Source organism: Methylobacterium sp. AC433, from assembly GCF_979253015.1.
Genome location: NZ_CEEDBN010000013.1, coordinates 102,174 through 120,297, shown reverse-complemented (window position 1 = coordinate 120,297; position 18,124 = coordinate 102,174). Strand labels below are relative to the sequence as shown.

At 69.1% G+C, this 18,124-nt stretch carries 19 protein-coding genes and 2 tRNA genes; 12 read left to right on the top strand and 9 right to left on the bottom strand.

Annotation, left to right across the window (positions count from 1 at the left end; translation table 11 throughout):
* Positions 1–108 precede the first annotated feature (108 nt).
* A complete protein-coding gene (locus AC0IWM_RS17650) occupies positions 109–282 on the top strand; it encodes a DUF3606 domain-containing protein (RefSeq protein ID WP_471757069.1) in 174 nt (57 codons plus the stop codon).
* Between the two features lie 84 nt (positions 283–366).
* Here the strand turns inward: AC0IWM_RS17650 and fliP are convergent, their stop codons facing one another.
* Both fliP and AC0IWM_RS17640 read right to left on the bottom strand, forming a co-directional pair.
* On the bottom strand, positions 367–1,122 hold the full coding sequence (gene fliP, locus AC0IWM_RS17645; protein ID WP_471757067.1) for a flagellar type III secretion system pore protein FliP: 756 nt from the start codon (positions 1,120–1,122) through the stop codon (positions 367–369).
* A gap of 137 nt (positions 1,123–1,259) precedes the next feature.
* Complete coding sequence (locus tag AC0IWM_RS17640) at positions 1,260–2,636, bottom strand: flagellar biosynthetic protein FliO (RefSeq protein ID WP_471757065.1); 1,377 nt, start codon at positions 2,634–2,636, stop codon at positions 1,260–1,262.
* A 366-nt stretch (positions 2,637–3,002) separates the two neighbouring features.
* Here AC0IWM_RS17640 and AC0IWM_RS17635 point away from each other — a divergent pair, with 366 nt between their 5' ends.
* From AC0IWM_RS17635 to recA, 10 genes are all read left to right on the top strand, one after another.
* Positions 3,003–3,479 carry a nucleoside deaminase gene (locus AC0IWM_RS17635; RefSeq protein ID WP_471757063.1) on the top strand — a complete coding sequence of 159 codons (477 nt, stop codon included), beginning with the start codon at positions 3,003–3,005 and terminating at the stop codon, positions 3,477–3,479.
* Between the two features lie 5 nt (positions 3,480–3,484).
* Positions 3,485–3,700, top strand: a complete 216-nt coding sequence (locus AC0IWM_RS17630; protein WP_471757061.1) for a molecular chaperone-like protein — start codon at positions 3,485–3,487, stop codon at positions 3,698–3,700.
* Positions 3,701–3,814: 114 nt separating this feature from the next.
* Positions 3,815–4,237, top strand: a complete 423-nt coding sequence (gene flgB, locus AC0IWM_RS17625) for a flagellar basal body rod protein FlgB (protein WP_056470243.1) — start codon at positions 3,815–3,817, stop codon at positions 4,235–4,237.
* A 30-nt stretch (positions 4,238–4,267) separates the two neighbouring features.
* Positions 4,268–4,678 carry a flagellar basal body rod protein FlgC gene (gene flgC, locus AC0IWM_RS17620; RefSeq protein WP_056470240.1) on the top strand — a complete coding sequence of 137 codons (411 nt, stop codon included), beginning with the start codon at positions 4,268–4,270 and terminating at the stop codon, positions 4,676–4,678.
* Between the two features lie 34 nt (positions 4,679–4,712).
* Positions 4,713–5,027, top strand: coding sequence for a flagellar hook-basal body complex protein FliE (gene fliE / locus AC0IWM_RS17615; protein WP_471757059.1), 315 nt, complete (start codon positions 4,713–4,715; stop codon positions 5,025–5,027).
* Between the two features lie 81 nt (positions 5,028–5,108).
* A complete protein-coding gene (gene fliQ, locus AC0IWM_RS17610) occupies positions 5,109–5,375 on the top strand; it encodes a flagellar biosynthesis protein FliQ (protein ID WP_056470232.1) in 267 nt (88 codons plus the stop codon).
* Between the two features lie 18 nt (positions 5,376–5,393).
* The gene (gene fliR, locus AC0IWM_RS17605; RefSeq protein ID WP_056470228.1) at positions 5,394–6,158 is read left to right on the top strand and encodes a flagellar biosynthetic protein FliR; all 765 of its coding nucleotides are present in this window, start codon (positions 5,394–5,396) and stop codon (positions 6,156–6,158) included.
* A gap of 23 nt (positions 6,159–6,181) precedes the next feature.
* Positions 6,182–7,249, top strand: a complete 1,068-nt coding sequence (gene flhB, locus AC0IWM_RS17600) for a flagellar biosynthesis protein FlhB (RefSeq protein WP_471757057.1) — start codon at positions 6,182–6,184, stop codon at positions 7,247–7,249.
* 135 nt (positions 7,250–7,384) lie between these two features.
* Positions 7,385–10,063, top strand: a complete 2,679-nt coding sequence (gene cckA, locus AC0IWM_RS17595) for a cell cycle histidine kinase CckA (protein WP_471757055.1) — start codon at positions 7,385–7,387, stop codon at positions 10,061–10,063.
* A gap of 142 nt (positions 10,064–10,205) precedes the next feature.
* Positions 10,206–11,297, top strand: coding sequence for a recombinase RecA (gene recA, locus AC0IWM_RS17590; RefSeq protein ID WP_056470214.1), 1,092 nt, complete (start codon positions 10,206–10,208; stop codon positions 11,295–11,297).
* Between the two features lie 123 nt (positions 11,298–11,420).
* Here recA and AC0IWM_RS17585 read toward each other — a convergent pair whose 3' ends face one another.
* The 3 genes from AC0IWM_RS17585 to AC0IWM_RS17575 form a co-directional block, all read right to left on the bottom strand.
* Positions 11,421–11,756, bottom strand: coding sequence for a c-type cytochrome (locus AC0IWM_RS17585; protein WP_471757053.1), 336 nt, complete (start codon positions 11,754–11,756; stop codon positions 11,421–11,423).
* A 2-nt stretch (positions 11,757–11,758) separates the two neighbouring features.
* Positions 11,759–13,048, bottom strand: coding sequence for a PQQ-dependent sugar dehydrogenase (locus tag AC0IWM_RS17580; protein ID WP_471757051.1), 1,290 nt, complete (start codon positions 13,046–13,048; stop codon positions 11,759–11,761).
* Between the two features lie 110 nt (positions 13,049–13,158).
* Positions 13,159–13,575, bottom strand: a complete 417-nt coding sequence (locus AC0IWM_RS17575; protein WP_056470207.1) for an MAPEG family protein — start codon at positions 13,573–13,575, stop codon at positions 13,159–13,161.
* 213 nt (positions 13,576–13,788) lie between these two features.
* Here AC0IWM_RS17575 and alaS point away from each other — a divergent pair, with 213 nt between their 5' ends.
* Entirely contained in the window at positions 13,789–16,452 is a 2,664-nt protein-coding gene (alaS, locus tag AC0IWM_RS17570) for an alanine--tRNA ligase (protein ID WP_471757049.1), read from the top strand.
* Between the two features lie 48 nt (positions 16,453–16,500).
* On the opposite strand, the gene AC0IWM_RS17565 is transcribed toward alaS, so the two are convergent.
* The 4 genes from AC0IWM_RS17565 to AC0IWM_RS17550 all read right to left on the bottom strand — a co-directional run bounded on the left by AC0IWM_RS17565 (position 16,501) and on the right by AC0IWM_RS17550 (position 18,124).
* On the bottom strand, positions 16,501–16,929 hold the full coding sequence (locus tag AC0IWM_RS17565; RefSeq protein WP_471757047.1) for a DUF2147 domain-containing protein: 429 nt from the start codon (positions 16,927–16,929) through the stop codon (positions 16,501–16,503).
* 96 nt (positions 16,930–17,025) lie between these two features.
* Positions 17,026–17,580 carry a hypothetical protein gene (locus tag AC0IWM_RS17560; protein WP_471757045.1) on the bottom strand — a complete coding sequence of 185 codons (555 nt, stop codon included), beginning with the start codon at positions 17,578–17,580 and terminating at the stop codon, positions 17,026–17,028.
* A 145-nt stretch (positions 17,581–17,725) separates the two neighbouring features.
* Positions 17,726–17,801 (bottom strand) — tRNA-Ala (locus AC0IWM_RS17555).
* A gap of 247 nt (positions 17,802–18,048) precedes the next feature.
* Positions 18,049–18,124: transfer RNA gene (locus tag AC0IWM_RS17550), tRNA-Ala, on the bottom strand.

Below are 18,124 nucleotides of genomic sequence, written 5' to 3'. Positions count from 1 at the left end.
GCGAATTCTGTTCGCGCGAGCGCAACAAACGCGTCCGCGCCACGTTCTGCCCTCAATCGCTATCACCCGTGCGGCGCACGTTCCAGCCGGCACAGCAGAGGCCTCCCCATGCTCACGGAACCGCTCGACACCAAGGCCGGAAAGACCCACCTCGACATCTTCGACAGCCAGCAGCGCACCGCGATGGCCACACGCCTCGGCGTGTCGGAGGACCGCCTGAAGCGCGCGGTCCGCCTCGTCGGCAACCGCATCTCGACCCTCAAGAGCTATCTCGAGCGCTGATCGCTCGCAACGTTCTCTCTGGCTGACGGTGAAGGGCGCTCTCGGGCGCCCTTTTTCCTGTGCGCTCGCCTTCCGCGCTGCCGCTCAGGTGCCGTAGCTCTGCACCAGGGAGCCGGCCACCAGAGTCCAGCCGTCGACGAGAACGAAGAAGATCAGCTTGAACGGCAGGGCCACGGTGGCGGGCGGCACCATCATCATGCCGACGGCCATCAGGATCGAGGCGACCACGAGGTCGATGATCAGGAAGGGGATGAACAGCAGGAAGCCGATCTCGAAGGCCCGGCGCAGCTCGGAGATCATGAAGGCCGGCGTCACCACCTCCAGGCCGACGGCTTCGGGTCCCGCCGGCACCGGGGCCTTCGCCATGTCGAGGAAGAGCTTGAGGTCCTTCTCGCGCACGTTCTTCAGCATGAAGGTCTTGAACGGAGCCGAGGCCCGCTCGAAGGCGACGCTCTGGGTGATCTGCCCCGCGATCAGCGGCTCGATGCCGGTGCGGTAGGCCTCCCGCCCCACCGGCGCCATGACGAACGCTGTGAGGAACAGCGCGAGGCTTGTGACCACGGCGTTCGGCGGCGCGCTCTGGGTTCCCAGAGCCGAGCGCAGGATCGACAGCACCACCACGATCCGGGTGAAGGAGGTGGCCATCACCAGCACCGAGGGCGCCAGGGCCAGGACGGTGAGGAGCGCGACGAGTTGCAGCGCCCGCTCGGTCACCCCACCCGTGCCGAGATCGACCGAGAGGCTCTGAGCCCGTACCGCCGCCGTCGTGCAGGCCAGCGCCAGACCGACCAGGATCGGCAGGCGCAGCCGTCTTCGCAGCGAGGGGCGGGGTTCGGACATACCGGCTCCGGACGATGCGGCGCGACGCGGCCGCGCCCCCTCTTATCATCCACGGCCCGGCGCGCATCCCCGAACGAACCCGAGACGGCCCCGTTCGGCAGCGACACCCGGGCGGGTTCCGGCCCGCCGATGACGACCTACTGCTTGCGATCGAGAGGGCGGCCGAGGAGGCGCGCGAACTCCGCCTCGATCTCTTCCACGGAGAAGGGGTTGGGACTGGCCGGAGCCTTCGCGGGCGCCGGCGGGGAAGGCGGCGGGGCCGGCGCAGGGACGGGCGCCGGCTCGACGGCGGCCGGCGGCACCTCTGGTGGCGTGATCGCCTCGACCTTCGCCGCATCGGCGAGCGACGCGCGGAATATCGGAGGCGGCTCGGCCGGGGCGGATACAGGAGGAACCGGTGGCTCCGCCGACGCGACCTCGACGTCCCGGTCCTCGGGGCGTTCGGCGAAGAGCGCGTCGTCCGTGGCTGGCTCGGGCTCGATTGCCTGCGCTTCGGAGGCCGGAGCCTGCACCGTGGCGGCCATCGCGGCCGCCATCGGATCGACGTCGGGCGGACCCGCGAGCGTTTCCCGGGTCGGCTCGGGTTGCGGCGCCGGCTCCACGCGTGCGGATGACTGAGGTGCAGCGGGAGGTAGGTCCGGCTCGCGCGCCGCGGACTGATCCGCAGCGGCCGGACGGACAGCCGCGGACGGCCGGCGCAGGGCCTCCTCCAGCTGGCGGGCCATGTCGGACAGGATCGCGGCATCGATCGCGCGGGCCGCCGGTGCCGGAACGACGGGCGGCGGCGCGGCGGCACTCTGCGCGTCGCGGGCGGGCTCGGCCTCGGATCCGCGTTCCGGCAGGCCGACCCGCTCCGCGATCGCGGCCGGGACGAGGTTCGCCAGGGTGGGTGGGGTCCGGCGAATGACGCGCGCGAGCTGCGAATCGCGCTGGCGGGGTGCAACCGCCGGATCCGGCATCGTGAGGCTCGGGCCGGGCTCGGGGACTGCCCCGCGTCCGCGCGCGATCTCGGGCGGTGCCGCCGCGACCTCGACGACGGGCGCGACCGTCACCGGCATCTCGAAGGACGGCTCGCGGTAGGTCGGGACGGGCGGGACCACCGGTGCCAGGCTCGGCATCGAAGCCTGCTGGCTCACCGGCGGCTCCGGCATCGGGTTCAGCACCGGCTCGGGCGCTTCGTCGAAGGGGGCTTCCTCCGCCGCCAAGCGGGCGCTCATGCCGCGCAGGATATTGCGCTCGATCACCACGTCATTGGGCCCGCCGACCAGGAGCAGGTGCTCGACATTGTCGCGGCGCAGGAGGATCAGCTGACGCTGGCGATCGAGTTCGTAGATGTCGACGATGCCGAGCCGTGGCTGACGGCCCCGCGGGGTGTTTTTGCCGGAGAGGGGTGAACCCTTCCCACCGAGGCGCCGGACCAGGAAGACACCGGCCGCGAGGACGAGGAAGATGACGACGAAGATGATGGCGAACTGGAGGGGAAAAGAGCCATCCGAGCTGAAGAACGATGACAAGACCGGGGTCTCTCGCTTTTGGGGCTCGTGGCCCGACGCAACACTTGAGCCCCCACTATCATGTCCGGCGCCAGCGCGGGCAACTCCGTTAAGACTTCGTTAACAGCTCCTTTGCCCGAACGGGGTTCGGCAATGGCTGACGAGGCTTAGGGGTCGTGCGGTGCCCCACCGTCCGGGTTCGGGACGGCGGGGCGTGCCGTGTCTCCACGACGGAGCCGATACGCAACGCGGCCTGGAGCGATGGTGCGGCGGCTGCGGTTAGCGGCCGATCAAAGGCTCGTGCGTGAGCCGTCTCGAAACGGGACCCGCCGGCGTTCCTGGCGCGTTGGCGAAGTGGCATCGCCGTATCGGGTCGGGGTGGAACCAGTGGAAGACCAGCATCAGGCACACCTGCGCGACGCGGTCGCGCTGGCCCGGGACAACGTTCTCCAGGGCGGGCGTCCCTACGGCGCGGTGATCGTGCGCGACGGTGCGGTGCTGTCGCGGGCCGTCAACACCACGGCCGTGACCAACGACCCGACCGACCATGCCGAGATGGTGGCGATCCGGGAGGTGAGCCGGCATCTCGGCCGCGCCAAGCTCGACGGCTGCATCGTCTACGCCAGCGGGCGGCCCTGCCCGATGTGTCACGCGGCCATGCGTCTGGCCGGGATCACGCAGGCCTACTTCGCCTACACCGCGGAAGAGGGCGACCGCTACGGCCTGATCGGCGCCGGCATCTACGCCGAACTCTGCCGGCCCCTGAGCGAGCAGCCGATGCGCGTGGAACATCGCCCCGTCGCGGTCGACGACCATCCTTACGCGCTCTGGCAGAGCCGACAGGGCTCATCCGAGAAAGGCTGACATCGATGACCGTTCCGCGCTGGATCCCGTTCCTCGCAGCCGCCCTGTTCGTCGCGGCGGCCGTCACCATGGGGCTCCTCTGGAGCCGAGGCGCGCTGCGCCATCCGAGCGAGGATGCGCGGACTGCCGGCGCACCCGTCGCCTGCGCCCCCCTCAACCCGAGCGGGCCGGCGCCGCCGGAATGCCCGCAGGCGCAGCAGCCGACCCGGCGGGCCCCCTGAGACCCTCCTCCGCGCGGACGCGCCCGAAGATTTAACCGGGCGTTAACCATGGGGGCGGCAGATTTTGCCGGTCCCACCGGGCAGATTCTTCCGGGTGAGGCGAGGGTCCAGCCCATGTCCGTCACCGACCTGCCCATCCTCGGCATGCTGCGCACCCGCATGCAGTGGCACCAGACCCGCCAGAAGCTGCTGGCCGAGAACGTCGCCAACGCCGACTTGCCGGGCTTCAAGCCGAGGGACCTCGCGAGTCCGGAGCTCGGGCGTTCCGGCCCCGTCCTGGCGCAGCCCTCGGGCGCCACGACGAGCAGCAGCCTCGCGGTCACCAACGCATCTCACATCGCGCCGGGCGGAGGCCCGGACGGCCCCGGCGCCGATCCGCGCCGCGTGAAGGGCTTCGAGATCCGCCCCAGCGGCAACGGGGTCAATCTCGAGGAGGAGATGATGAAGGCCGGCGACAATCAGGCGGACTACCAGATGGCCGCCTCGCTCTATCAAAAGAGCCTCGAGACCATCAAAATCGCCATCGGCAAGCGCTGAGCGGCAATCCATCGTCTCACGGAGCGCGCCATGGACTTCCTGAAATCCCTCACCACCGCCGCCTCGGGCCTGAAGGCCCAGTCGAGCCGGATGCGGATCATCGCCGAGAACATCGCCAACGCGGATTCGGCGCCCACCTCGGTCGGCGGCCAACCCTACCGGCGCAAGATCCCGACCTTCACCCAGCAGGTGGACCGGGAGACCGGCGCGTCGCTGATCGAGGCGGGCCGGGTGCGCCGCGATACCTCGCCGTTCCGGACCAAGTACGACCCGGGCAATCCGAGCGCCAACGCCAAGGGCGAGGTGGCGATGCCCAACGTCAACGGCCTGATCGAGAACATGGACATGCGCGAGGCCCAGCGCTCCTACGAGGCCAACCTCAACATGGTCACGGCGACCCGCCGCATGGTCGCCAAGACCCTCGAGATCCTCAAGGCCTGATCCCCGCTTCCGACCCGCCTGAAAGTCCGCCGCCATGACCACCAACGCCTTCGCCGCCGGCGCCTACGCGGCGATTCAGAACATCGGCGCAAAGGGTGCTCCGAAGATCGCGCCGGCCACCGGTGCCTCGGGCTCGAACTTCACCTCGCTCCTGACTTCGAGCCTGGACAACGTCGGCGAGGCGGGGCGCAAGGCCGACAGTCAGGCGCTTGCGGTGGCCGGTGGCAAGGCGAACGTGGTCGACGTGGTGACGGCCGTGGCCGAGAGCGAGACCGCCCTCCAGACCCTCGTCGCCGTCCGCGACCGGGTGATCTCCGCCTACGAGGAAATCATGCGGATGCAGATCTAGCCCGTCGCCGCCTCGCTGCGCCGGGGCAGCCGCCCTTGCTCGTCCGACACCTCCGCCCTGACGCGAGATGACATCCCCCTCATGACCGGTCTCGCCATCATCGACGTCGCCCGCGACGGCATCTTCGTCTTCCTCAAGGTAGCGGGGCCGATCATGCTGGTCGCCCTCGTGGTCGGCCTCGTGGTCTCGCTGTTCCAGGCCCTCACCCAGATCCAGGAGCAGACGCTGATCTACGTCCCCAAGATCGTGGCCGTGTTCGCGACCTTGCTGCTCATGCTGCCCTTCATGGGTGATGCGCTGGGCAGCTACATGACCCGGATCGCCGCGCGCATCGTGTCCGGCGGCTGAAGCCTGCTATGAGAGGGCATGAATCTCCTCCTGCCGGGCATCGCGGCGGCCTTCCTCCTGACCTTCGCGCGGATCGGCACCCTGGTGATGCTGATGCCGGGGGTGGGCGAGCAGTTGGTGTCGCCGCGGCTGCGCCTCGCCTTCGCGCTGCTCCTCTCGCTGATCCTGTTCCCCACGGTGCGCCCCCTCCTGCCGATGCAGGGCGGCGCCATCGCGGGACCCGGCCTGATCGCGCTGCTCATCGGCGAGTTGCTGGTCGGCCTGGTGCTCGGCCTCACCGTGCGGATGGTGCTCGCCGCCCTTCAGACCGCCGGCATGATCGTCTCGCAGCAGCTCGGTCTGTCCTACGCGATGACGGTGGACCCGACGCAGGGCGGACAGCAGACGGCGATCGGCAATTTCCTGGCGCTTCTCGGCGTCACCCTCATCGTGGCCACCGACCTCCATCACGTCGCCCTCGGGGCGATCGGGCGCAGCTACGTCCTGATTCCACCGGACGGGGTGCCGGGCATGGGCGAGGCGGCGAGCCTCGCGCTGAAGGCCATCGCCCGCGGGTTCTCCCTCGGGGTTCAGATCTCGGCCCCGTTCATCGCCTTCGGCATCCTGTTCAATGTCGGGCTCGGCGTCCTGGCGCGGCTCATGCCGCAGATGCAGGTGTTCTTCGTGGCCGTCCCGGCCTCGGTGCTGATCGGCATGGTGCTGCTGCTGGGCAGCCTCGGCGTCATGATGGGCGTCTTCCTCGACGATATCGGGCGCTACCTGGCGGATCTCGCCGGGCGTTGAGCCACGCTGGGGAGGCCTGAGCGGTGGCGGACGATTCCGATCCGGAAGACAAGACCGAAGACCCGACCCCACGGCGGATCGAGAAGGCGATCGAGCAGGGCAACGTTCCCAACAGCCCCGAGATCAACACCTTCTTCATCCTGGCTGCCTTCACCATGGCCCTGCTCATGGCCTCGGGCATGATCGCCCAGAACCTCGTGGCGAGCCTGCGCGGCTTCCTGATGAATGCCCACATGGTTCCGTCGGACCCGACGGCCTACACCGAGATGGGCGTGCGCACGCTCATCATCTGCGCCCAGGCGCTGGCGGTGCCGATCGGCCTCGTCGTGGTGGCCGGTCTCGCCGCCGGCCTGATCCAGCATCCCTTCGTCTTCAGCACCGAGGCCCTGGGGCCCAAGTGGGACCGGGTCTCGCCGATGGCCGGCGTGAAGCGTGTCTTCGGAATGGAAGCGCTGTTCCAGTTCCTGAAAGGGCTCGCCAAGCTCGGCATGGTCGGCGTGGTGGCCGGCACCATCCTGTGGGGCGAGCGCGACCGGATGGAGGTGTTCGCGCGCCTCGATCCCGCCGCCGTCCTCGCGGCGATCCTCACCCTGGCCCTCAAGCTGATGGCGGGCATGCTCGGGGTCTTCATCGCCATCGCCCTCGGCGACGCCCTCTACCAGCGCTTCCGCTGGCGCCAGCGCCTGCGCATGTCCAAGGAGGAGATGAAGCAGGAGCACAAGGAAAGCGAAGGCAGCCCCGAGGTGAAGGGCCGCATGAAGCAGATCCGCGCCCAGCGCGTGAAGAAGCGGATGATGGCCGCCGTCCCCACGGCCACCGTCATCGTGACGAACCCGACGCACTACGCGGTGGCCCTGCGTTACGAGGCCGGCATGGCCGCGCCCGTCTGCGTGGCCAAGGGTGTCGACTCGCTGGCCCTCAAGATCCGCGCGGTGGCCAAGGACCATGATGTCCCGATCCTCGAGAACCCGCCGCTCGCGCGCGCGCTGCACGCCACCGTCGAGATCGACGAGGAGATCCCGGCGGAGCATTACCGCGCGGTGGCCGAGGTCATCGGCTACGTCATGCGCCTACGCCGGCGGGCCGCGTGAGGATTGGCGCTTGCGCTCGCCACGCTTTATGCACCCTCTTTCGTGAGAATTCTCGGCGACATACGCCGGTTTGCCCTTGCTGCGAGCGGAAGCGGGGCGCTAACCGGATGGGCTTCAGGGGTGGGTCGGCGGCGGATGGTTGAGTTCAGCGGACACGGCAAGCCCGCGTCGAACGCGATCGATCGCTCGGAGCGGCCCGGACGCGTCGGGCTCCTTCTCGTCCTCGCGGGCCTCCTCGTCGGGGCGGCCGTCGGCCTGTCCTTCGTGGCGAGCGAGCAGGCGCAGCCGCTGATCCTCGGCCTCCTGGCGCTCCTCGCCATGGCGGGCGTGTTCTGCCTCTTCGCCCTCGCCATCGGGGCGATCCAGTTCGCAGGTCAGACCACGCGCGACGACATCACCAAGGCGATCGTCGACGCGGCGCCCGAGGGCGCGATCGTGGTCGAGGAAGGCGGGCGCCTGATCTACGCCAACGAATCCTACCTGCGCATCGCCGGCGGCGAGACCTTCGCCAGCCTGCGTCCGGTGGAGCGGGTCTTCGTCGGTTCGCCGGAAGTCTCCGAGGCGGTCTATCGCCTCGCCCAGGCGTCCCGCGACGGCCTCGGGCACGCCGAGGAGATCCGGATGGCTCCGCCGCCCGGGAGTGCCGCCGAACGCGCCTTCGCGTGGTTCCGCATCAGCGTACGCCCGATCGAACGGCCCCGGCGCGCCGCGACCCTGTGGACGGTGAGCGACATCACCCACGAGCGCGAGCGTCAGGAGAACGTCTTCCAAGAGCTCCAGCACGCGATCGACTACCTCGACCACGCCCCTGCCGGCTTCCTCTCGATCGATCCGGCCGGCTCGATCGTCTACATGAACGCGACCCTGGCAGCCTGGCTCGGCTACGACCTCGCGACGGTCGGCTCCGGCGGCCTGCGCCTGCCCGAGATCGCCCCCGGCGCCGACGTCCTCACCGCATCCGAGGGCTTGCCGGGCGAAGTCCGGACCGACCGGTTCGACCTCGACCTGCGCCGCCGCAACGGCCATCCGCTCCCGGCGCGCCTCTACCATCGCGTCGCCTTCGGCCAGGACGGCCGGCCCGGCCCGTCGCGCACCTTCGTGCTCAACCGCTCGGCCGGCGCCGAGAGCGACGAACCCCAGCGTGTCGCCGAGGTGCGGCTCGCACGCTTCCTGAACAACAGTCCGATCGCCATCGCGACCCTGGACCAGGGCGGCCATATCGCCCGCGCCAACGCCTCCTTCGCCCGCCTGTTCGGCGGCCTCCCGCGCCAGGCGCTCCCCGACGGGCGCAACGACCTGCAGGGCGAACCCACCATGTGGGACGCGGTCGCCGAACGGGATCGCGCGGGCCTGGAGGCGGCCCTGGGCAAGGCCGCGGCCGGCCTCGTCGAGGTCGAGCCCATCGAGATCGCCCTGTCGGGTCCCGGCAACCGGTCGGCCCGCGTCTGGCTGAGCCCGGCGGGCGGCGAGGCGACCGGGGTCGGACGGGACGAGGCCGAGCAGAGCGACCGCGAGCGGGTCATCCTCTACGCCCTCGACACCACCGCGCAGCGCCAGCTCGAGCAGCAGGTGGCGCAGGCGCAGAAGATGGACACGGTGGGCCAGCTCGCCGGCGGCATCGCTCACGACTTCAACAACGTCCTGCAGGCGATCATCGGCTATTCGGACCTGCTCCTGGCCAGCCACCGGCCGACCGATCCGGCCTTCCAGGACATCATGCAGATCAAGCAGAACGCCAACCGGGCCGCGAGCCTGGTGCGCCAGCTGCTGGCCTTCTCGCGGCGCCAGACCCTGCGCCCGGAGGTGATGAATGTGGGCGAGGCGCTGTCCGACCTGACCTTGCTGCTCAAGCGCCTGCTCGGCGAGCGCGTCGACCTCGACCTGAAGCACGGACGCGACATCTGGCCGATCAAGGCCGACGTCAACCAGTTCGAACAGGTCATCGTGAACCTCGCGGTCAATGCCCGCGACGCGATGCCGGAGGGCGGGCGCCTGCTGATCCGCACCGCCAACGTCGCGCACGAGGCCGTGCCGAGCGAGAACCGCGTCGGCATGCCGGTGGGCGACCACGTGCTGATCGAGGTCCTGGACACCGGGCAGGGCATTCCGCCCGACGTCATGGAGAAGATCTTCGAACCGTTCTTCACCACCAAGGAGATCGGCAAGGGCACCGGCCTCGGCCTCTCGACGGTGTTCGGCATCGTCAAGCAGAGCGGCGGCACCATCGACGTGCGCTCCACGGTGGGCGAGGGCACCGCCTTCCGGATCTACTTCCCCCGCCACGAACCCACCGCCGAACCCGCGCCCGAGACGGACGTCGCGCTGGCGCCCCCGTCGCAGCAGACGACCGCCGCCATCGCGGCCGGCCGGCTCAAGGGAACCTCGGACCGCGCGCGACCCGATGGCGAGAAGCCCGCGCCCCGCAAGCCCGCGCCGGACCATACCGGCCAGGGCGTGATCCTGCTGGTGGAGGACGAGGACCCCGTTCGCGCCGTCAACAGCCGCGCCCTCTCGGCCCGCGGCTATACGGTATTGGAGGCCGCCTCCGGTCTCGACGCCCTGCGGATCATCGCCGAGACCACCGAGACCATCGACCTCGTCGTCTCGGACGTGGTGATGCCCGAGATGGACGGGCCGACCCTACTGCGCGAGCTCCGCAAGCAATCCCCCGACCTCAAGGTGATCTTCGTCTCGGGCTACGCAGAGGACGCCTTCCGCAAGAACCTCCCCGACGGCGAGGATTTCAACTTCCTGCCTAAACCCTTCAGCCTGAAGCAGCTCGTCGAGACGGTGAAGGAGATCATCGCCCGCTGAATGGCGACACCGGCGAATTCGTGGCCCACGAAGCGCGAATTCTCCGGCGCCACCCTTGTCCAATGAGAACAAAACAGGTACACAATCGACATCCGGGGCGCATTGAGCCTTGCTCCTCCCCCATGCATAAGGATGCCGACGAATGGCCCAGCCCGCGCTGAAAGTTGTGGAATCCCCGATGGTGGACAAGGACAAGGCGAAGGCGATCGACGCCGCGCTGTCGCAGATCGAGCGGGCCTTCGGCAAGGGCTCGATCATGCGCCTGGGCAAGAACGACAAGGTCCAGGAGGTCGAGGTGGTCTCCACCGGCTCGCTCGGCCTCGACATCGCCCTCGGCGTCGGCGGCCTTCCCCGTGGCCGCGTCATCGAGATCTACGGCCCGGAATCCTCGGGCAAGACCACGCTGGCCCTGCACACCATCGCGGAGGCCCAGAAGAAGGGCGGCGTCTGCGCCTTCGTCGATGCCGAGCACGCCCTCGACCCGGTCTACGCGCGCAAGCTCGGCGTGCAGCTCGATGACCTCCTGATCTCGCAGCCCGATACCGGCGAGCAGGCCCTCGAGATCACCGACACCCTGGTTCGCTCGGGCGCCATCGACGTGTTGGTGGTCGATTCGGTGGCGGCCCTGACGCCGCGCGCCGAGATCGAGGGCGAGATGGGCGATTCGCAGCCCGGCCTCCAGGCCCGCCTGATGAGCCAGGCCCTGCGCAAGCTCACCGGATCGATCTCGCGCTCGAAGTGCATGGTCATCTTCATCAACCAGATCCGCATGAAGATCGGCGTGATGTACGGCAGCCCCGAGACCACCACGGGCGGCAATGCGCTGAAGTTCTACGCCTCGGTGCGCCTCGACATCCGCCGCATCTCGACCCTGAAGGATCGCGACGAGGCCATCGGCAACCAAGTCCGCGTGAAGGTCGTCAAGAACAAGGTCGCGCCGCCCTTCAAGCAGGTCGAGTTCGACATCATGTTCGGCGAAGGCGTCTCCAAGGTCGGCGAGCTCATCGACCTCGGGGTCAAGGCCGGAATCGTCGAGAAGTCCGGCGCCTGGTTCTCCTATGCCAGCCAGCGCCTCGGCCAGGGCCGCGAGAACTCGAAGGGCTTCCTGCGCGACAACCCGGAGATCGCCGGCAAGATCGAAGCCTCGATCCGCCAGAATTCCGGCCTCGTCGCCGAGAAGATCCTCGAGAATGCCAAGCCGACCGAGGACGAGCTCGACGAGGGCGAAGCCTGAGGAGGGCACTCTCCGCCGAGCGGCGGAGAAGTGGTTGATCGCAGACGAGGAAGGCCGCCGGGACACACCCGACGGCCTTCTTCTTTTGAAGCTTCAAGCGTCTCGGCCAAACGGACCTGCCGCCTATCCCGGCGGAAGAACGTCGATCTGGATCCCCGCGTAGTAGGCGGCCAGATCGGCGATCTCCGCGTCGGTCAGGGATTTTGCCACGACGTTCATGATCTCGTTGCGGCGAACGCCGTCCCGATACTCCGTCAGCGCCTTGACCAGGTAGGGCTCGACCTGACCCGAGAGATTCGGGGCTTCGGGCAGCTTCGAGACTCCGTCGAGGCCGTGGCAGGTCTGGCAGGCGATGGCGGCCTTGCGTCCGGCCTTCGCGTCGCCTGCGTGTGCAGCCGACGGGATCGTGGCGGATGCGAGCAGGCAGAGCAGCACCGTGATGTGACGGGCGCGGATCACCCTCACTTGCCCTCGTACGAGATGCGGTAGATCGCGCCGGCCGTGTCGTCGGCCACGAGGAGCGAGCCGTCGAGGAGCACCGCCACGTCGGTCGGGCGGCCGAGATACTCACCGTCCTGCGTCAGCCAGCCCTCGGCGAAGGGCTTCGGTGCGCCGGCCTTGCCGTCCTTGTCGACGGGTACGAACATGATCCGCGCGCCCAGCGGCTGGGTCCGGTTCCAGGAACCGTGCTCGGCGGTGAAGATGCCGCCCTTGTAGGAATCCGGGAACATGCGCCCGTTGTAGAAGGTCATGCCGAGATCGGCCGCGTGCGGCGGCAATTCGGCCTGCGGGAAGACCACGTCCTTCGGCGGCGTCTCGTCCTTGTACTCGACGGTACGGACATGGCCGCCGCCGAACCACGGAAAGCCGAAATTCTCGCCGGCCTTCGAGATGCGGTTCAGCTCCCCCGGCGGGATGTCGTCGCCCATGCCATCGACCTGGTTGTCGGTGAACCACAGGGCCTTGTCGGCAGGGTTGAAGTCCATGCCCACCGAGTTGCGGATGCCGGTCACGTAGACCTCGCGGTTCTTGCCGTCGGCATCCATGCGGACGATGCCGCCGATGCCGGTCTTGGCGTAGAGGTCGCGCTTGGCCGCGGGCGGCACGTTGTAGGGCTGCCCGAGGGAGATGTAGGTCTTGCCATCGGGACCGACCCGGCACATCCGGGCGGTGTGGTTGTAGCTCTCCTCGGCGGCGGGGATCAGATCGCCCTGCTTCACCAGCACGCCGGCGGCGACGTCGGGGCTTTCGTAGAAGAATTCCGCTGCCGGGAAGGACAGGACCCGGTTCTGCTCGACGATGGTCAGGACGCCGTCCTTCGAGAAGCAGACGCCGTTGGGGATCTTGAAGTCGATGCCGGGCGCGAAGGCCCGGACCTCGTCGGCGACGCGGTCCTTGTCGCGGTCGGTGACCGTATAGACCTTCGACTTGCGGGTTCCGACGAACAGCACGCCGGCATTGGGCCCGACCGCGATCGAGCGGGCATCCGGCACCACGGCGTAGAGGTCGATCTTGAAGCCCTCGGGCAGCTTGATCTTGGCGAGCGTCTTGCGCAACGCGTCGGCGCGGCGGCCGGTCTGGGGAATCTCCGGCGCCTCGGCTGTGCCGGTGCTCTGCATCCCCGTGAGCTTCTCGAGGGCGTCGGCCTTCGCCTTGGTCTCGGCGGGGGCCGCGCCCTGCGCGAGGGCGCCGGCTGTGAGCGCCAGCGCGGCACAACCGGCCAGCAGCGTTGCGGTGAGGACCGATCGCATGGATGTCTCCCGGAATCCGCCCGCATGATCGGGGCGGTTGAGCTCCGACGATATGCGCCTGCCGGGCGCGCCGACAAGGGGAGGAGCGCGGTCGCCGTGCCGCCGGTGCCTCAGGGCGTGTAGGGCAGAAGCTTGATGAACAGGCCCCACAGCACGAACAGGATGCCGGCGATCGAGACCAGCCAGACCAGGGACCGCACCTTCGGGATGCCGAAGCCGTAGACGGGCAGGTAGACCAGCCTGGCGAAGAAGTAGAGGTAGGCACCGAGGACCACCGCCGTATTGTGCCGGCCGGTCGCCACGCAGGCGAGGACGAGGGCGGCGAAGATCGGGAAGGTCTCGAAGAAATTCTTCGACGCCTTCTCCAACCGGCTCGCAGCGCCCGTCACCTCGGGCGTCGGCCCCTCGCGGTTGCTGGACGCCCACCCGAAGCCGCCTCGCTGCTGCACGCCGCTCATGGAGGCGGCGATGACGTGGACGAGGCCGAGCAGGCAGGACCAGGCAAGGAGGCGTATTTCGACCGGCATGGCGGGATGTCCGTGTTGGAAAGAGAGACGCGTTCCTAGCTCGGCGGTGAGCAAAAGCGAAACGACCGTGACTTGCGCCGGAACGCTCCTTATGAGTGCGCCGGCGTGGGACACCTCCAAACTGGCGGGGCGCTCCGCGCGCGGCATGCGTGCGCATCGGACGAGCCCGGCGCGTCCGCATCCGGCGGCACCCTTCGACAGAGTTGTGATGCGATGAGCGGCGTCAACGAGATCCGGTCGACCTTCCTCGACTACTTCGCAGCAGCGGGCCACGAAGTGGTGCCGTCCTCCTCGCTCGTGCCCCGCAACGACCCGACGCTGATGTTCACGAATGCCGGGATGGTGCAGTTCAAGAACGTCTTCACCGGCGTCGAGAAGCGGCCCTACGATCGCGCGACCACGGCGCAGAAATGCGTCCGCGCCGGCGGCAAGCACAACGATCTCGACAACGTCGGCTACACCGCCCGGCACCACACCTTCTTCGAGATGCTCGGCAACTTCTCCTTCGGCGATTATTTCAAGCCGCGGGCGATCGAGCTGGCCTGGAACCTGATCACCAAGGAGTTCGGCCTCTCCAAGGACCGGCTCCTGGTGACCGTCTACGCCGACGACGACGAGGCCGCCGAGCTCTGGCGCAAGATCGCGGGCTTCTCGGACGACCGCATCATCCGCATCGGCACCTCCGACAATTTCTGGCAGATGGGCGATACCGGCCCCTGCGGGCCGTGCTCCGAGATCTTCATCGACCAGGGGCCGACGCTGCAGGGCGGCCCGCCCGGCTCGCCGGACGAGGATGGCGACCGCTTCCTCGAATTCTGGAACCTCGTGTTCATGCAGTACGAGCAGGTCGAGCCGGGCAACCGCCTCGCCCTGCCGCGCCCCTCCATCGACACCGGCATGGGCCTTGAGCGTATGGCCGCGATCCTCCAGGGGGTGAAGAGCAACTACGACACCGACCTGTTCCGCGCCCTCATCGACGCCGTGAGCCACGCGGTCGGCCGCCCGCCGGAGCCCCGCAACGTCGCCTCGTATCGGGTCATCGCCGACCATCTGCGCGCCGCCGCGTTCCTCGTGGCCGACGGCGTTCTGCCGGGCAACGAGGGCCGCGGCTACGTCCTGCGCCGCATCATGCGCCGCGCCATGCGCCACGCCGAGCTCCTCGGCTCCCGCGAGCCGATGATGTACCGCCTCGTGCCGACGCTCCTGCGCGAGATGGGCCAGGCCTATCCGGAACTGACCCGCGCGGAAGGGCTCATCGGCGAGACTCTGCGCCTCGAGGAAACCCGCTTCCGCCGCACCCTGGAGCGCGGCCTCGCGATCCTCGACGCCGAGAGCCGCGACCTGAGCAGCGGTCAGAACCTCTCGGGCGAAACCGCCTTCACCCTCTACGACACCTACGGCTTTCCCCTCGACCTGACCCAGGATGCCTTGAAGGCGCGCGGCATCGGCGTCGACACGGAAGCCTTTGGCCAGGCCATGGAGCGCCAGCGCAAGGCGGCCCGTGCCGCCTGGACGGGCTCCGGCGAAGCCGCCACCGAGACGGTCTGGTACGGCCTGAAGGAGCGCGTCGGCGCCACCGAGTTCCTCGGATACGAGACCGAGAGCGCCGAAGGCATCGTCACCGCCCTACTGCGCGACGGCGCCGAGACGGAAAGCCTCACGGCGGGCGAAACCGGCCTCGTCCTCGTCAACCAGACGCCGTTCTACGGCGAATCCGGCGGCCAGGTCGGCGATACGGGCATCCTGTCGGCCTCGGGCCTCGAGGCGCGCGTCACGGCCACGGAGAAGAAGCTCGGAGACCTGTTCGTTCACCACGTCACCGTGGATGCGGGCACGCTGTCGCTGAACCAGGCCGTGGAACTCGCCGTCGACCACGGCCGCCGCTCCGCGATCCGCGCCAATCACTCGGCGACCCACCTGCTGCACGAGGCCCTGCGCCAGGTGCTCGGCGACCACGTCGCCCAGAAGGGTTCGCTGGTTTCCCCGGACCGCCTGCGCTTCGACTTCAGCCACCCGAAGCCGATGGACGAGGCCGAGGTCCGGGCGGTCGAGGACATCGCCAACGCGGTGCTGTTGCAGAATACGCCGGTGGTCACCAAACTGATGGCGGTGGACGAGGCGATCGAGTCCGGCGCCCGCGCGCTGTTCGGCGAGAAGTATGGCGACGAGGTCCGCGTGGTCTCCATGGGTGAGCCGGTCGCGGGCGAGGGCGGGCGCACCAAGGCCTTCTCGGTGGAGCTCTGCGGCGGCACCCATGCCGGGCGCACCGGGGAGATCGGCCAGGTCTCGGTCGTCGCCGAGAGCGCGGTCGGTGCCGGCGTGCGCCGCATCGAGGCGCTGACCGCGGATGCCGCGCGGCGCCACCGTGCCGAGGAGAGCCGGACGCTCGCAGAGATCGCGGGCCTGCTGAAAGCCTCCCCTGCCGACGTGCCGGACCGCCTCGCATCCCTGATCGAGGATCGCCGCCGCCTCGAGCGCGACCTCACCGACGCGCGCAAGAAGATCGCCATGGGCGGCGCCGGCTCGGGTGGCGACGACGGCATCGTGGAAATCGCCGGCGTGAAGGTCATGGCCCGGGTGGTCGAGGGCGTCGAGATGCGCGACCTCAAGAGCCTCGCCGACGAGGGCAAGACCCGCCTCGGCTCCGGCATCGTCGCCATCGTGGGCATCGCCCCCGACGGCAAGGCCGGTCTCGTCGTCGGCGTGACCCCCGATCTCACCGAGCGCTTCGACGCCGTGGCCCTAGTCCGGGCCGGCGCGGGGCATCTCGGCGGCAAGGGCGGCGGCGGACGCCGCGACATGGCCCAGGCCGGCGGCCCGGAGGGCGCGGGCGCCCAGGCGGCCATCGACGCGATCCGCGCCGCGCTCGCCGCCTGACCCTGACAGGACCGCCCCTCCGCGCAATCCGGAGGGGCAGGCGGTCGCTCAGTTCACGCGCTTCCAGCTCTGGGTCTTGCAGAAGACGCTCATCACGCAGCCCGAGACCTCGACGGTGTCGGGACTCTTGATGGTCATGGTGCCGGCGTAGGTCTTGCCGTCGTTGGGGTTGTACAGCGTCCCCTCGTAACCCTTCGTCCCGGCGGTGCGGGTGTTCATGATCTGCACGCCGACCAGGCTGCGGGAGCGCAGGGCGGGATCCGGATTCTTGGCGTCGAGCCCCGGACCGGCGACGCTCGCCAGCGTGCCGCAATAGCCGTCACCGCAGCGGCTGATCCGCACCTTCGACGCACCGGTCTCGGTCAGCCACAGGCCCGAGGCGTCCTTCCCCTGCTGGGCCGTCGCCACGCTCCCGGGAAGGAACGTGAGCGCGCCCGCTAATCCGACACTCCGCAGCACCCGTCCCGTGATCGCCATGTCCGAATTCCTCGACCTGAGCCCCTTCAGGGCGAGGGGCATAGCGCTAGGCCTCGGCACTGGCCAGACCTCACGCGAGAAGGCGCGGCCCCCGGTTCAGGCGGACCCTAGGACCGCCCCGGTATAGACCTCGCCGACCTCGCACAGGGGCAGGCCGTCCTTCCGCAGGAGCAGCGCTTCGATCGCGAAGAGCGGTTCGGCGAGGCCGGCCTTTTCCGGGATAGCGGCAGCGGACAGGAGGCGTAGGGACAGGGTCCGGCGCGAGGGCGACAACGCCTGCACGACGCGCCCGAAGGGCACCTCGCTGGTTTCCAGGAGGCAATTCATCGCGGGTGTGAGGCGCGACGGGACGTACCAGTTCTCGGCCTCCGACAGGACGAGGGGTCCGCAGGTCAGGCGGACCCGGCGATAGCGCACCAGCGCTTCGGGGGGCACCGCGAGGCGTTCCCGCTGAGTCGGGCTTGCGGGGCGCTCGGGCGCCGGGACCGCATGGGCGACGAGACCCGGGTCCTGCGCGAGACCGCGTTCGAGGCACCATTGCTCGAGGACCGCAGTGGCGCTCGGGCCGGCGAGCAGGCGATCACGGAGGTCGGTCAGGAGGGTCGACGCAGCAGGGATCGTGACCGGGTCGCCGGGGAGGGACGTCGCCATGAACACCGAAGCCCTGAGCACCGAACCACGTCCAATTCACCTGCATCGCGCGACGTCGTGGCCGCCGCGCGTGCTCATACCGCACCGCCATACGCAGCAGGTGCGGAAAGGTCCACGTCGATGTCGGAGCGATTCAGGGAAGTTTTGGTGGAGCCTAACGGGATCGAACCGATGACCTCTTCCATGCCATGGAAGCGCTCTCCCAGCTGAGCTAAGGCCCCACTCTCAACACCTTGGCTCTGGAGCGCTCAAGGTGGTCGTTCGCACCGGAGGGCCCTGAGCCGCACCGGCGATGGCGGTGACATACTGGGATCGGGCCGCCGCCTCAACCCCTATTTCGCACGCATGCCGTATTCCTCGGGATCGAGACCGCGCCGCGACGAGGCAGGCGAAACGCGAAGAACCGCACGACGCGGGCGCATCGGGCGGGTGGCGGCAGGAGGGGATATCAAAGTGTCAGAGCGAGATTGGTGGAGCCTAACGGGATCGAACCGATGACCTCTTCCATGCCATGGAAGCGCTCTCCCAGCTGAGCTAAGGCCCC